The following is a 14,421-nucleotide window of genomic DNA, read 5'->3' as shown; positions in this document are numbered from 1 at the left end:
TTGTCCGAACACCTCAAAAAAGAGTATGATAAAAGAAATTTAGACAAGTGTGAGGACCATGATGAAAGTATTGTTTGATTTGATTCCAAAAAAACAAGAGGAGATGGTACTTTTTCAAGTTCATGAAAAGGTACCATTTTTAACTTCGATTGCTGATATTTTAGAGAAATACAAAGTGGAAACTATTTTAGTGAGAGACTATAAAAAAGAAAGAGATGTCTATTTAGATTTATTCTCGATTTTTTATATCGAATATCTTGATCGCAAATGTTTTTTTTATACGGAAAATGAAGTGTATGAGCGAAGATTGACACTAGCTCAGTTAATGAAAGAACTCCCAGAACCATTTATCCAAATATCGAAAACGACTATTTTAAATATCTATATGGTTAAAGAAATCAATTCGTCGCTTTTAAATGGAAATCTCTATGTCACATTACAAAATACAGAAGAGTTACTCGTTAGCCGTTATTTTTCCAAAGCATTAAAAGAAAAAATTGATCAGACTTTTCGCAACAAGTGACAAGAAAAATGCAAGAAATGACAATCAAACTAGCTTCAAGAAGGAAACCTTGTAGAATAAATGTACCTGATAGCTGGTAAGATGAAAAGGAGAGCCTGATGAAATTGATGCAACGTATGATGAGAAGTATTGGTATTGGAAGCTTTGCTTTCTTGCTGTTCAAATTAGTTTCACAAACCCATGAGATCACGAGAAATGAGATTCTTTTTGTCTTCTTTCTCTCGGCTTTTATTGGCGTAGTATCGCTGATCGAGCGAATTGAGAAGCTTAATTATCTTCAGATTATACTGCTGCATTTTATTAGTACGTATGCCTTTAGTTATTTCTTGTTGATGCTGTTGAATGGAAGTGTTTCTGTTCATTTTGAGAGATACACGCTAACCTTTGTGAGTATCTATTTCATTGTGTGGCTTTGTTTGATCATCAGGAACTTTTTACGAGCCCGATTGTTAAATAAACGAATCCAAATAATCAATACACGGCATTCAGGAATTTCAGGAAAGAAAGAAGAATAAAACGTGGAACATCTACAAAATTATCTCATTGTGTTAGTATTGATTCTCTTTTTTTTACAGAGATTACTTAAAGAAAGAGCAATCAAAGACACGATGAAAAGTGAAATCATCATTGTATTAGTTGGACTTTATTTAATCATAAGCAACTGGCAAGAAATCATTAAGACTAACCATACACTTATTCTTATTGTTTTGTCTGTTTTGCTGGGGTTCATCTTTGGCGTGTTACGTGCCCAAACTGTAAAAATCTATCAAAGACAAAGTGACCAGCAATGGGTAAAAAAGGGAACTTGGCTGACCGTTCTTGTATTTATCATAGGGGTCATCATCAATCGTGTCAGCGTATTGCCTTTTGGTGAAAGCGTACCTGCAGTTGCTGAAACTTTGCATATCGGTGTCTCATTATTAGGTGCCAAAGTAGTTTATCTGAAAAAAGTATAAACCAATCAGTCGCAGTTTTTTTCTTATTTGGCGGTACCTAGTGACAATTTTTTTGAATCATTCTTTTATGAATGGAATAAGACCTCTCTTCAACAAGGAGAGTATGTGAAAAGATAACAGTATGAAACATCAAGAAAGTAAGAAGACTTCAAAAATGATAAGAAATACCAAGACAATTTTTTGCCTTATCTGTTCTCTACTTATCTTATTTCAAATTTTTGGTGCAGCCCATTGTTTGAAGGTGCTTGAATCTTGTTTCTACGTTTTTATATCCCCTAAAACAGATTATATTATTCTTTCTAGGAATTTTACATGCTCTTGTTTTCCCTTGTTACTACAGCCTTTTTTGACAAATAACAAAAATCATACTATGATATGTTACGCGGATATTAGGGGGAGAAAACATGGAGAAACCGATTGAACAAGCGTTAAATGATTGTCTGTTTTTTAGTGTGAAAAAATTAGATCGCCTGTTGAATAAAATGGCAGATGAAGCATTTAAGAAAACGGGTTTGACACCGACATATGGGTTTATTTTATTGATTTTAAAAGAAAAAGATGGGTTACCACAAAAGGATATCGCCCAATTACTTTGTTCTGCACCTTCAACGATTGCTCGTTTTGTCGAAAAATTGGAATACAAAGGCTATATCAAAACAGTCAGTGATGGACGCTTGTCATTAGTTTATCTGACGGATCAAGGACGGGAATTTGTAAAAGAAATCGATAGTAGTTGGGAAGAACTACATCATGCATATCAAGAGATTCTAGGATCTGTAGAAAGTGAATATTTATCTAAAGCAATCAATTCAGCCACTGAAAAACTACAAAAAAAATAAATTTTTTTAATCTCGTTAGTTGTATGCGCAACTAATTATGTGTTTTAATAAACGAAGAGAACTGAATGGAGGAATCACCATGGCAAATTTTAACGAAACAATCACTTTTCCTTCTGGTGTGACATTACCTAACCGTTTGATGATGGCACCTATGACCACCCAATTAAGTTTTTATAATGGTGTGATTACGGAAGATGAGATCACGTATTACCAAGAACGTTCGAAGGGACTAGGCGCTGTTATTACAGGGGCTGCGAATGTGCAAGATATAGGAAAAGGCTGGCCCGGTGAACTTAGCATAGCGCATGATGAAATGATACCTAGGCTCAGTGACTTGGCAAAGGCAATCAAAGAAAATGGGGCAAAAGCGATCGTACAAATCTTCCATGGCGGACGTATGACGAGTCGAGCAACGTTATCAGGCGAACAAACTGTTTCGGCTAGCGCAATCCCTGCAGAACGACCTAATGCGGAAACACCACGTGCCTTGTCAGAAGACGAAATCTTAGAAACAATCAAGGCTTTTGGTGAAGCAACTAGAAGAGCGATCGAAGCTGGATTTGATGGTGTAGAATTACACGGTGCTAATACGTATTTGATCCAACAATTCTTTTCGCCACATTCTAATCGTCGTGAAGATCAATGGGGCGGAAGCTTAGAAAATCGCTATCGCTTTATTGATGAAGTAGTGAAAAGTGTGTTTCAAGCTGTCGAAACATACGCAACAAAGCCTTTTATCGTAGGTTATCGCTTTTCACCAGAAGAATTTGAAACGCCTGGTATCCGTTTTGAAGATACCATATGGTTAATGGAAAAATTACGTGAAACAAAATTGGATTACCTTCATGTTTCATTAAGTACGTATGATCGTGTTGCTCGTTCTGAGAAATACAATGAGCAATCGATGCTTCACTATCTCCACGAAACAGTGCAAGGAAAAATACCATTAGTGGGTGTAGGGAATGTCCGTAATCGCCAAGATGTTGAAGCCGTTTTATCTGATGCAGAACTTGTTGCAGTCGGTCAGCAACTATTAGTTGATCCCGAATGGGCGGTCAAATTAATGGAAAATCGCGATACAGAACTTGTGACCAAACCATTTGCAAAAGCATATCAAGAACTCTATTTACCTAATCCATTGTATAATTTTTTACAGATCCGTTATCAATCAAATACTAATAGATAAGTGAAGATCTATTAGTAAAGAAAGAAGAGAGAACAATGAAAGTATTGATCGTCTTAACGAATGTGGAAAAATATAAAGGAACCGACCGTCCAACAGGGCTGTGGCTAAGTGAACTGACTCATTTTTATGATGCTTTAGTCAAAAATAATATCTCAGCTGATTTTGTCAGTCCTAAAGGTGGGTATGTTCCTTTGGAGCCGAAGAGTCTGGAAGCGATGGATGAAATCGATTGGAACTATTATCAGGACGAAGATTTCCGTAACCGAGCGTTAGGAAGCACCTTGAGTCCAGCTGAAGTCGACCCAAACGAGTATCGTGCGATTTATTATACCGGTGGACACGGAACCATGTGGGACTTTCCTGAAGCAACGGATCTAGGAAAAATTGCTTCATCGATCTATCAGAATGACGGAATCGTTTCAGCTGTTTGTCATGGTGTAGTCGGATTACTTCCTGTAGTTGACGTTTCTGGTCAACCGATTTTAGCGGGAAAAACGGTCACTGGTTTTAGTAACGAAGAAGAAACAGCGAATGGAACAACGGACAAAGTACCTTTTCTAACAGAAGATGCCTTGAAAGAAAAAGGAGCAAACTATCAAGCAGGACCAGCTTTTACAGCGGTCGTACATGCAGATGGACAGTTGTTGACCGGACAGAATCCTCAATCTGCGCATCAATTAGGAATCAAAGTCGTTGAATCTTTGAAGAAGTAAGTTGTTAAGGGAAAAAGTTAAGCAAAAAACGAAAATAAACAGTTCCGACGTAGGCCTTCTTATTACAGCATTATAGTAAGTCTGCCAAAAAACAATCCAATTTAACAATAGAAGAAAACTTTATAAAGTAGAGGGTGGAATCTGAAACGTCCTCCAAAATTTAGATTTTTTAGTCTAACTGTTTGGAGTCGCTTCAGATTTTGCCCTCTATTTCTATAAAAAAATAAAAAGAATGGACAACGTAAGTCTAAAAATTGATTTTTTTATGGAGTATGAGAGGTAAAAAAACATGGTAAAATAAAAGCGGATACATAGAAAGTAACTAAGGAAGAAAGGAATGATGAAATGGAATTGCTAGAAAAAGAAACGTTCTATTATAAGTGTAATTATCATCTGATTGAACCGATCAATTGTGCTTTTTTTACTGAGGAAAAGGATCGAGGATACGAAAGTCATCGTGAAGCAGTACTTGCCTTTCTCACATATACTAATCGGGCATGGTGTATCTGGACACCAAAATTTGTGCCTGGATTAACTCAAAAATTAGCCGAAGTACCAGAAGTTGAGATCACACTAACCCCAGAAGTTGAGGCAAAAATAGAAGCTGGTGTAGATGCTCAAATAAAAGCAGATATACAAGGAAAGATCAAATATCTTCAAGCCGTCGGGCGAAAAGTAAACCTCAAAAAGCTACAAATGGAGTATGAAGAACGCAAACAAGAGCGTTACCAAATGATAAAAGAGCTTAGAAAAGAGCGTGAAGCATTATTGATTATGTTTCCTCAACTGTATGAAAAAACAGCCGAAGTAACGCTCAGTTATATGGAAGAAACCTCGTTTGATACTTATGACGGTTTTCCCATACGGGTCAATTCCAAAATGATGAAAGCTGATGAAATCAGTTCCACCACTTTTTTTGCGAAGGGTGGGGAATACCAAATCGCTTTTTGTAGTTATCTCCAGACCCATCGGACCATTGAAGATTTCCGACGAGTCAATCAACTTCTGTTTCCTGATCGAAGTGAGTTAGTCATTTATCAATGGCATACTGATTTTACCAATTATTATAATGAAGGTAGAAGAGATGATGGAGCGTATTTATGGTCGATCTATGATAAAAAGCAAAAACGATTTACGGTCATTGATATTGCCCTAATTATTCCATAGGTGGAAAAAAGTGTTTAAAAAAGGAGTTAAGGGAAAAACTTCCTAGCTATTTGGTGTTCAATTCTTTCTCTTTTTATGAAAAAGTAGGTTTATGGTAGTTGTCTTACTTCAGTCGGCTTCATGATAAAATAAAGTGAGGCGTAACTAAGTAGAGGAGAGTGGAAAAATGGAATTGCTAGAAAAAGAAACGTTCTATTATAAGTATAAAGATCATTTAATTGAACCCGTCCATTGTGCTTTTTTTAAAGAAGACAATAACCAAGGGATTACGAGTCATCAAGAAGCAGTACTGGCCTTTCTCACGTATTTTAATCGGGTATGGTGCATTTGGACACCAAAATTTGTACCTGGGTTAACTCAAAAATTTGCCGAAGTGCCAAAAGTTGAGGTCACACTAACCCCAGAAGTCGAAGCAAGAATAGAAGCTGAGGTAGATGCCCAAATAAAAGGAGATATACAAGGAGAGATCAAATATCTTCAAGCCGTCGGACGAAAAGTAGATCTCAAAAAGCTACAAATTGATTATGAAGAACTCAAACAAGAGCGTTACCAAATGATAAAAGAACTTAGAAAAGAGCATGAAGCATTATTGATCAGATTTCCACAACTCTACGAGCGAACTGAAGAAGTAACGCTTACTTATATGGAAGAAACCTCGTTCGATACTTATGACGGCTTTCCCATACGGGTCAATCCCGAAATGATGAAAGCTGATGAAATCAGTTCCACCACTTTTTTTGCCAAGGGTGGGGAATACCAAATTGCTTTTTGTAGTTATCTCCAGACCCATCGAACAATCGAAGATTTCCAACGGGTCAATCAATTACTTTTCCCAGATCGAAGTGAGTTGGTCATTTATCAATGGAATACGGATTTTACCAATTTGTATAATGAACCCAGAAGAGATGATGGAGCGTATCTATGGTCGATCTATGACAAAAAAAGGAAACGATTTACAGTGATTGATATTGCCCTAATTATTCCATAGGTGGTAAAAAGTGTTTAAAAAAGGAGAGTCAAGGGAAGAACTTCCTTGGCTCTCTTTTCTTTAAGGGGAAATCAACAAAATCAAGTACATATTGTAGTTCGATTACTCCATACTACACTATTATTCATAGAGCAAAGTATTTGTTTCTTCTTTATATCTTTTTAGATCTGGAAAAGCAGTGACAATGTAATACTTATGATTTTTTCGAAGTTCGTTCTTCCTTTTTTTGTGAAAAAGTAGTTTTAAATAATTTTATAATTAAAAAGGTTTTATGATGGAATTAAAGGAAAATAGTATGGGGAAGTATAGGAGAGTGATGAAATGGAATTATTAGAAGAAGAAACATGGAATTTCAGAAAAAAAGGTTTTGCTATGAATTATGCTTTTTTTTATGAAGAGAATTATCAAAAGATAATAAGTCATCAAGAAGCTGCTTTAGCTTTTCTTAATTACAAAAATAGACTGTGGGCGCTTAGAATTTGGGCGATTAAAACAAAAGATGGAAAGTTTACTAGTAGGGAATATGAAAAGAAGTATCAGGAAACAAGAGAGGAAAAGATTATTTACACTAATTTGCGTTCATTTGATGAAATCAAAGGTTATCCTATCCAAGTAAATCCAGAGTTAATGAATAGCAAAAAAATATCTGTCGAAGAATTTTTTGAAGAAAAAGGAACATATGAACATGCGTTTATGGATAATCCTCAAAATTTATATGGGAAAAAGGAAGATTTTATTGAAATAAACCAGCAACTTTTTCCAGAAAAAAAAAGGTTGGAAATCTATCTTTGGAATAATGAATTTACCCAATATTATAATGGGGGGCGAGAAGGACTTGGAGCATATTTATGGACAATCTATGATGTGGAGTACAAAAAGTTTATTGTAATTGATGCTTCGTTAATAATAGATTAATGAGACTGGGACGATAGTTCTTTCTCAAAAAGAAGATAAGTTCGATTTTGATTTTTATTGTCAAAATCGAACTTATTTTTTTATTCTGCAAAAGTTGCCTACTCGATCTAACACCACGGCTGTTCTTATGATCGAAGATTTGCTTCGTTTTTGAGTACATTTTTTGAAACATTAACGGTTACATGATACTCTTCAAATAGGCTATTGGAAAAGAGGGAAATGGATGAGGATCGTGATCATTGGTGGTTCTTTTGCGGGGATCTATGCAGCAATTTCTTTGCGAAAAAGTTGTCCTGACAGTGAAATCATACTTTTGGAAAAACAAGACAAGATTGGGTTTATACCGAGTGGACTCAATTTACTGTTAAAAAAGCAACTCACAAGTAAAGAGCAACTTTATTGGTTGACTAAGGAAAAATTGCAAGCGCTATACGCAATTGATGTTCAAGTACGCACGGAAGTCGTTTCACTTGAAATAGCCACGAAGACTGTGTTTATCCAAAATGGGCGACAGCTTACTTTTGATACATTGGTGATTGCAACGGGTTCGAGTCAGCAATTCAAAAATGGAAACAAAAGTACGCAGATCTGCTCTGTTAAAGATATCCACTTAAAAGAATCTTTGGAACAAAGTCTTGCGAAGGCACAAAAGATTGCTGTGATTGGTGCGGGACAAGTAGGACTTGAATTAGCAGAAGGGTTATATCATCAGCAAAAAGAAATCCATCTCTATGAAAGTCGACCAACATTGTTGTTCCGTTATTTCGATTCCGAAATGGTTGAACCGTTAACGCATGAGTTATTGCAACGGCATATCCAATTGTTTTTGAATGAACAAGTGCAAACGCTCGAAGAAAACGAGCAAGTGGTCGTAGTGACGGATCAAAAAACAGAAAGCTATGATTTAGTTCTGCTAGCGAATCACACGCGTCCAGACCATCATCTCTGGCAAGATCAGTTGAAGCTAAATGAAGATGGTACGATTTGGGTCGATGAGTATTTGCAAACGTCAGCGAAGGATATTTATGCAATCGGTGATGCGATCCAAGTGACGTTCCAACCGACTCAAGAAAAAATGTATGTCTCTTTGGTCAATAATGCACTACGCACGGCACAAGTGGTCAGTCAAACGATTAGTGGCAAACGTACGAAAGATCCGGGAACCTACCGAGCAATTGGAAATCATTGGTTTGGTTATTTTCTGGGAAGTGTCGGGCTAACGGAAGAAGAAAGTATTTTTTATCCGCAGACTGTCCGTAAAACATATTTGCTTGCCCGCTTAGCTGCGACCAATAGTGAAACGGCGAAAATCAAAGTGATGTGCAATGAAAAGGGACAATTACTTGGTGCGCAGTTGCGAAGTCGTGGAGAGATATTCGATTTATTGGATCGATTCACTCTCGCTATTGAGGAAGGCTGGACGTTAGAGAAATTATTCGAACGGGAGTTATTCTTCCAGCCAGAATATCGGTTGCCGCTTCAATTGATAAAGGTGGTTGATACGCTCGATGAAGATTGAACAATTATTAGAGAAAAAAGAGCAGTTGCAAGTGTTGATTCTTAGGGAAATGGTGTTGCATGGTGGAACTGTAGGCACGAATCAATTAAGGGAACAAGTCAATCTTTCTAAAACATCATTTGATCAATATATAGCAGAAATCCCAATGATCGGTATGATGATGGGGAAGAAAGTAGCAATCAAAAGAAATGAATTTCAAGTCACATTAGAGTTGGCTGAAGATGTCAGCTTAGAAAAAATCATTCTATTCTTAGTTCAACAAAGCTTGAAATTTAATCTGCTTGTTTATTTATTAGAACATCACCAAGCATCGATCGTTCGTCTAGCGACAGCTTTTAATATCAGTGAATCTTCTGTCTTTCGTAAGATCAAAGAATTGAATCAGTTACTGCAAGAATTTTCTCTACAAATCAAAAATGGCCAACTCTATGGCGAGGAATTGCAAGTTCGTTATTTCTACTATGTGTTATTCCAATTTATCTCTGAATCACAACGTCCCCTTTTCTTACAACAGACGCCTGATAAAGCGCCGCTTATTTTAGGATTGGAACGAGCCTTAGAAACGACATTCTCTCAAGAGTCAGCTAGTAAAATCGCCTGCTGGCTGGGGATCACTCGTAAACGGCTATTGAGTGAAAAAACGACGTTTGCTACATTGAAAGAAAAGAAAATACTTTACCAAAAGGATCGTTTGTATCAAGCACTTGATCCGGTCATTTCACTTTATTTAAGTCGGACAGCTGCTGAGATCAGTGGCTATGAGCCTTTGATGTTTTACAGTTTTTTTGTCTCGTTTGCGGTGTTATCAGAAGAACATTTTTATCAATATGATTTAACCCGAAGCAAAAAATTACCAACAGCTGTATTGGATACGTACATTAGAGAAACGATGTTGTGGCACTATCGTCCACGAAAGTTGAAGATCAAGGAAGAAAAAGCAGTCGGTTATCAATTAGCTCAAATCGATAATGAGTTTTATTTTTTTCGAGGAGTCATGATGATCTATGAGCCAGAACATCTCTTGCAACAACAGAAAAAGATGTTAGGCCGCTCCCTTAGTCAATTACTCGAACGATTGAAAGAAACAACGCTGACACAACTACCTGCTAAACAAGGTGAAGAAGCTGCTTTAAGTTATCTCATGATTCAGTATGCCAATATTCTTATGATGATCGATTTTTATATTGCGAAATCGGTCACTATCGGAATCGATATTGAAACATTACCGATTTATCGAGTGGCATTTCAACAATTTTTGTTAAGAGAACTAAAAGGAATCAGTGGAATTGAGATTGAAAATCGACGACCAGGAAAAAAGTATGATTTAGTGATCACATTTAATCAAGAAGATCCTCATCAAAATTATTATTATTTATCAGAGTTTGCTTCAAGCTATGATATCACAAGGTTAAAGCAAAAAATCGAAGAAGAAAAAAAAGCAAAAAACTAAAAACTGTCAAAAAAACAGAAAATAAATGTTTTTTTGGCAGTTTCTAAAAAATGAAACGGTGTAAGATAAAGATAAATTTAGAAAGCGTTTGCAGATAATGGAGGAGATCAGAATGACAGAATCAACATACATCATGGCGATTGACCAAGGAACGACAAGTTCACGAGCAATTATTTATGACAAAAAAGGTAGACATATCGGGAGTTCACAAAAAGAATTCACGCAATACTTTCCTAAGGAGAGCTGGGTGGAACATGATGCGAATGAAATCTGGAACTCCGTACAGTCGGTCATTGCAGGGGCATTCATTGAATCTGGGATCAAACCGAATCAAATTGCAGGCATCGGGATCACTAACCAACGTGAAACGACGGTGATCTGGGAAAAAGATACTGGACGTCCGATTTATCATGCTGTGGTATGGCAATCTCGTCAATCCGCATCAATTGCTGATAATTTAAAAAAGGAAGGCTACCAAGACTTTTTCCATAAAAAAACAGGTTTAGTGATTGATGCCTATTTTTCTGCTACAAAAATACGTTGGATTCTTGATCATGTAGAGGGAGCGCAAGAACGTGCTGAAAAAGGCGAATTGCTTTTTGGTACGATCGATTCATGGCTGGTATGGAAATTAACAGACGGTCAAGCACATGTGACGGATTATTCCAATGCAAGTCGGACGATGTTGTTTAATATTCACGATCTTGATTGGGATCAGGAAATCCTTGATCTCTTGAACATTCCTCGAGCAATGCTGCCAAAACCGACTTCTAATTCGGAAATTTATGGTTATACACAAGGGTATCATTTCTATGGAAGTGAAGTGCCGATTTCTGGAATGGCTGGTGACCAGCAAGCTGCTTTGTTTGGACAAATGGCTTTTGAACCTGGAATGGTCAAAAATACGTATGGTACAGGATCATTTATCGTCATGAATACTGGGGAAGAACCACAACTATCCAAGAACAATCTATTAACGACGATTGGTTATGGAATCAATGGCAAGGTTTATTATGCACTGGAAGGGAGCATTTTCGTAGCAGGTTCTTCCATCCAATGGTTGCGAGATGGGTTGCAAATGTTACAAAAAGCAAGTGATTCCGAAGAGGCAGCAAAACGTTCCACAAGTGAGGATGAAGTCTATGTCGTGCCAGCATTTGTTGGGTTAGGGGCACCTTATTGGGATCAAGCTGCGAGAGGTTCGATGTTTGGGTTGACACGTGGGACGACCAAAGAAGACATTATCAAAGCAACCTTACAATCGATTGCATACCAAGTAAGAGATATCATTGATACGATGCAAGAAGACACAGGGATCAAAATACCAGTCTTGAAGGTCGATGGTGGCGCAGCGAATAATGAATATTTGATGCAATTTCAGACAGATATTTTAAATATTCCGATCCAACGAGCAGAAAATCTGGAAACTACGGCATTAGGTGCGGCATTTCTAGCTGGTTTAGCGGTTGGTTTTTGGAAAGATACAGATGAAATCAGAGAATTTTATGAAGCGGGCAAGATGTTTGAAGTAGAGATGCCTGAAGAGCGTAGAGAAAAATTATATGGCGGTTGGAAAAAAGCGGTAGTAGCAACACAAGCATTTGAGTAAAGGGAGGGAATGTCATGTTTTCAAGAGGAACAAGACAAGAAAGTATTGAAAAAATGCAACACGAAAAGTTGGATCTGCTGATTATTGGTGGCGGTATCACAGGGGCTGGTGTGGCGCTTCAAGCCGCAGCATCAGGAATCAAAACGGGGCTAATCGAAATGCAAGACTTTGCAGAAGGTACTTCTTCACGCTCCACAAAATTAGTACACGGAGGGATTCGTTATCTTAAAACTTTTGACGTCGAAGTTGTAGCAGATACTGTAGGCGAACGAGCGGTGGTCCAAGGCATTGCACCGCACATTCCAAAACCTGATCCAATGTTACTACCGATCTATGAAGATGAGGGTGCAACGACGTTTAATATGTTTTCAGTCAAAGTGGCAATGGATCTCTACGATAAATTGGCAAATGTGACTGGAACAAAATATGAAAACTATACGTTGACGCCAGAAGAAGTGTTAGAACGAGAACCATTTTTGAAAAAAGAAGGGTTAAAGGGCGCTGGTGTTTATCTAGATTTTCGGAACAATGATTCACGTTTAGTGATCGATAACATCAAAAAAGCAGCAGAAGATGGTGCTTACCTAGTAAGTAAAATGAAAGCGATTGGCTTTTTATATGAAGGAGATCAAATCGTGGGTGTCAAAGCACGTGATCTGCTAACAGATCAAGTCGTGGAAATCTACGCAAAAATAGTGATCAACACAAGTGGTCCATGGGTCGACAAAATCCGTAACTTGAATTTCAAACGTGCGGTATCACCTAAGATGCGACCAACCAAAGGTGTTCATCTAGTCGTAGATGCTAAAAAACTGCCTGTTCCACAACCAACATATTTTGACACGGGCAAACAAGATGGCCGAATGGTTTTTGCCATTCCACGAGAAAATAAAACGTATTTTGGAACGACAGATACGGACTATCAAGGAGACTATACGGAACCAAAAGTAACGCAAGAAGATGTGGACTATTTATTAGATGTCATCAATCATCGTTACCCAGATGCAAACATCACCCTCGCAGATATCGAATCAAGTTGGGCAGGGTTACGCCCATTATTGATCGGTAATTCTGGTTCTGACTATAACGGTGGTGACAACGGCTCTATTTCAGATAAAAGCTTTAGCAAAGTCGTTGATACGGTTACTGAATATAAAGAAAACAAGGCTTCTCGGTTAGAAGTAGAGGATGTATTGAATCATTTAGAAAACAGCCGTGATGAAAAAGCCCCTTCTTCGATTTCTCGAGGTAGCTCATTAGAACGTGAATCGGATGGTTTGGTGACACTATCAGGTGGGAAGATCACAGACTACCGTAAGATGGCAGAGGGCGCACTAAAATTAATCCGCCAGTTATTGAAAGATGACTACCGGATGTCAGTTAAAGAAATCGATTCGAAACATTATCCCGTTTCCGGAGGAGATTTTGATCCAACGAAACTGGAAGAAACTGTGGAAGAATTGACAAAAATCGGAGTTGAATCTGGTTTAGCAGAAGCTGATGCAAAATACATTGCAGATTTTTATGGAACCAATGCGAAAAAGATTTTTGCTTTGGCAAAAGAAATGACACCGTATGAAGGACTAAGTTTAGCTGAATCTGCTCGTTTACGTTATGGGTTAGAAGAAGAAATGGTATTAGCACCAGGCGACTACTTGATTCGTCGCACGAATCACTTGTTGTTTGAACGTGATCAACTTGATGCAATCAAACAACCGATCATTGATGCCATTGCGTCTTACTTCGCTTGGTCAGCAGAAGAGAAGAAGCGTCAAGAAGCTCATTTAGAAGAATTGATCGCAGAGTCGGATCTACGTGAATTGAAGGGGGAAAAATAGATGAGTGCAGAAATGACGCAGATCATGGGAGAATTTATTGGTACGATGATTTTAGTTTTACTTGGTGATGGGGTATGTGCTGCGGTTAACTTGAACAAGAGTAAAGCCCAAGCTTCTGGTTGGATCGTGATTGCTTTTGGCTGGGGACTAGCCGTTACAATGGCTGTCTATATTTCCGGATTTATGGGACCTGCTCATTTGAATCCAGCCGTATCTTTAGCGATGGCGATGACCGGTGCAATTAGCTGGAACCTAGTGATTCCGTTTATTATTGCGCAAATGTTAGGTGCGATCGTCGGTGCTGTTTTAGTTTGGTTGACGTATTTACCACATTGGAGTGTGACAAAAGACCAAGGCGCAATTTTAGGTACATTTGCGACAGGTCCTGCCATCCGAAATTATCCAGCGAACTTTATCACCGAGTTGATCGGTACTTTCGTTTTAGTACTAGGATTATTAGCGTTTGGACAAAACTCATTTGCCGATGGTACAAATGTCTTTGCTGTCGGAGGTTTGATCTTAGCAATCGGTCTTTCCCTAGGTGGACCAACTGGCTATGCGATCAACCCAGCTCGTGACCTAGGTCCACGTCTGACCCATGCGATTCTACCAATTGCAAACAAAGGAAACTCAGACTGGGGCTATTCATGGATACCAGTAGTAGCGCCAATGGTCGGAGCTGTCGTGGCTGTGGGAATGTACATGTTGATGGTATAAA

14 protein-coding genes are annotated in these 14,421 nt (G+C 38.0%); all 14 read left to right on the top strand.

From position 1 onward, the window contains the following. Positions 1-58 precede the first annotated feature (58 nt). The 14 genes from AB5M32_RS11185 (at position 59) to AB5M32_RS11120 (ending at position 14,420) form a co-directional block, all read left to right on the top strand. The gene (locus tag AB5M32_RS11185) at positions 59-523 is read left to right on the top strand and encodes a LytTR family DNA-binding domain-containing protein (RefSeq protein WP_014834434.1); all 465 of its coding nucleotides are present in this window, start codon (positions 59-61) and stop codon (positions 521-523) included. A 98-nt stretch (positions 524-621) separates the two neighbouring features. Continuing rightward, on the top strand, positions 622-1,038 hold the full coding sequence (locus AB5M32_RS11180; RefSeq protein WP_178287132.1) for a DUF3021 family protein: 417 nt from the start codon (positions 622-624) through the stop codon (positions 1,036-1,038). Between the two features lie 3 nt (positions 1,039-1,041). Beyond that, entirely contained in the window at positions 1,042-1,479 is a 438-nt protein-coding gene (locus tag AB5M32_RS11175) for a hypothetical protein (RefSeq protein ID WP_063627598.1), read from the top strand. Positions 1,480-1,883: 404 nt separating this feature from the next. After that, positions 1,884-2,318, top strand: a complete 435-nt coding sequence (locus AB5M32_RS11170) for a MarR family winged helix-turn-helix transcriptional regulator (protein WP_096709883.1) — start codon at positions 1,884-1,886, stop codon at positions 2,316-2,318. Between the two features lie 79 nt (positions 2,319-2,397). Further along, positions 2,398-3,504 (top strand): NADH-dependent flavin oxidoreductase, encoded by a 1,107-nt coding sequence (locus tag AB5M32_RS11165; RefSeq protein WP_010737022.1) that lies wholly within the window; start codon positions 2,398-2,400, stop codon positions 3,502-3,504. Between the two features lie 35 nt (positions 3,505-3,539). After that, positions 3,540-4,217, top strand: a complete 678-nt coding sequence (locus AB5M32_RS11160; protein WP_178287136.1) for a type 1 glutamine amidotransferase domain-containing protein — start codon at positions 3,540-3,542, stop codon at positions 4,215-4,217. 345 nt (positions 4,218-4,562) lie between these two features. Beyond that, entirely contained in the window at positions 4,563-5,384 is an 822-nt protein-coding gene (locus AB5M32_RS11155; RefSeq protein ID WP_178287138.1) for a hypothetical protein, read from the top strand. Positions 5,385-5,550: 166 nt separating this feature from the next. Next, a complete protein-coding gene (locus AB5M32_RS11150) occupies positions 5,551-6,372 on the top strand; it encodes a hypothetical protein (protein WP_368024464.1) in 822 nt (273 codons plus the stop codon). Between the two features lie 321 nt (positions 6,373-6,693). Continuing rightward, positions 6,694-7,287 carry a hypothetical protein gene (locus tag AB5M32_RS11145; RefSeq protein WP_053766215.1) on the top strand — a complete coding sequence of 198 codons (594 nt, stop codon included), beginning with the start codon at positions 6,694-6,696 and terminating at the stop codon, positions 7,285-7,287. 223 nt (positions 7,288-7,510) lie between these two features. After that, a complete protein-coding gene (locus AB5M32_RS11140) occupies positions 7,511-8,806 on the top strand; it encodes an FAD-dependent oxidoreductase (RefSeq protein WP_178287142.1) in 1,296 nt (431 codons plus the stop codon). Next, complete coding sequence (locus tag AB5M32_RS11135; protein ID WP_178287144.1) at positions 8,796-10,256, top strand: helix-turn-helix domain-containing protein; 1,461 nt, start codon at positions 8,796-8,798, stop codon at positions 10,254-10,256. The genes AB5M32_RS11140 and AB5M32_RS11135 overlap by 11 nt, the downstream gene beginning before the upstream one ends. A gap of 112 nt (positions 10,257-10,368) precedes the next feature. Continuing rightward, the gene (gene glpK / locus AB5M32_RS11130) at positions 10,369-11,865 is read left to right on the top strand and encodes a glycerol kinase GlpK (protein ID WP_010720962.1); all 1,497 of its coding nucleotides are present in this window, start codon (positions 10,369-10,371) and stop codon (positions 11,863-11,865) included. Positions 11,866-11,879: 14 nt separating this feature from the next. Next, positions 11,880-13,703, top strand: a complete 1,824-nt coding sequence (glpO, locus tag AB5M32_RS11125) for a type 1 glycerol-3-phosphate oxidase (protein ID WP_178287145.1) — start codon at positions 11,880-11,882, stop codon at positions 13,701-13,703. Next, the gene (locus AB5M32_RS11120) at positions 13,704-14,420 is read left to right on the top strand and encodes an MIP/aquaporin family protein (RefSeq protein WP_178287147.1); all 717 of its coding nucleotides are present in this window, start codon (positions 13,704-13,706) and stop codon (positions 14,418-14,420) included. The last annotated feature ends 1 nt before the right edge of the window (position 14,421 follow it).

Origin of the sequence: Enterococcus sp. C57 (genome assembly GCF_040887305.1) — a bacterium.
GTDB lineage: Bacteria > Bacillota > Bacilli > Lactobacillales > Enterococcaceae > Enterococcus_B > Enterococcus_B hirae.
Note: the sequence above shows the minus strand (reverse complement) of the source record. Positions and strands in the feature narration are given on the sequence as shown.

What these genes read in the sequence shown, in the direction of transcription:
- AB5M32_RS11170 (WP_096709883.1), top strand. Translation starts at nt 1,884, where the DNA reads ATGGAGAAACCGATTGAACAAGCGTTAAATGATTGTCTGTTTTTTAGT.
- AB5M32_RS11165 (WP_010737022.1), top strand. Translation starts at nt 2,398, where the DNA reads ATGGCAAATTTTAACGAAACAATCACTTTTCCTTCTGGTGTGACATTA.
- AB5M32_RS11140 (WP_178287142.1), top strand. Translation starts at nt 7,511, where the DNA reads ATGAGGATCGTGATCATTGGTGGTTCTTTTGCGGGGATCTATGCAGCA.
- AB5M32_RS11185 (WP_014834434.1), top strand. Translation starts at nt 59, where the DNA reads ATGATGAAAGTATTGTTTGATTTGATTCCAAAAAAACAAGAGGAGATG.
- AB5M32_RS11145 (WP_053766215.1), top strand. Translation starts at nt 6,694, where the DNA reads ATGGAATTATTAGAAGAAGAAACATGGAATTTCAGAAAAAAAGGTTTT.
- glpK (WP_010720962.1), top strand. Translation starts at nt 10,369, where the DNA reads ATGACAGAATCAACATACATCATGGCGATTGACCAAGGAACGACAAGT.
- AB5M32_RS11160 (WP_178287136.1), top strand. Translation starts at nt 3,540, where the DNA reads ATGAAAGTATTGATCGTCTTAACGAATGTGGAAAAATATAAAGGAACC.
- AB5M32_RS11150 (WP_368024464.1), top strand. Translation starts at nt 5,551, where the DNA reads ATGGAATTGCTAGAAAAAGAAACGTTCTATTATAAGTATAAAGATCAT.
- glpO (WP_178287145.1), top strand. Translation starts at nt 11,880, where the DNA reads ATGTTTTCAAGAGGAACAAGACAAGAAAGTATTGAAAAAATGCAACAC.
- AB5M32_RS11120 (WP_178287147.1), top strand. Translation starts at nt 13,704, where the DNA reads ATGAGTGCAGAAATGACGCAGATCATGGGAGAATTTATTGGTACGATG.
- AB5M32_RS11180 (WP_178287132.1), top strand. Translation starts at nt 622, where the DNA reads ATGAAATTGATGCAACGTATGATGAGAAGTATTGGTATTGGAAGCTTT.
- AB5M32_RS11135 (WP_178287144.1), top strand. Translation starts at nt 8,796, where the DNA reads ATGAAGATTGAACAATTATTAGAGAAAAAAGAGCAGTTGCAAGTGTTG.
- AB5M32_RS11155 (WP_178287138.1), top strand. Translation starts at nt 4,563, where the DNA reads ATGGAATTGCTAGAAAAAGAAACGTTCTATTATAAGTGTAATTATCAT.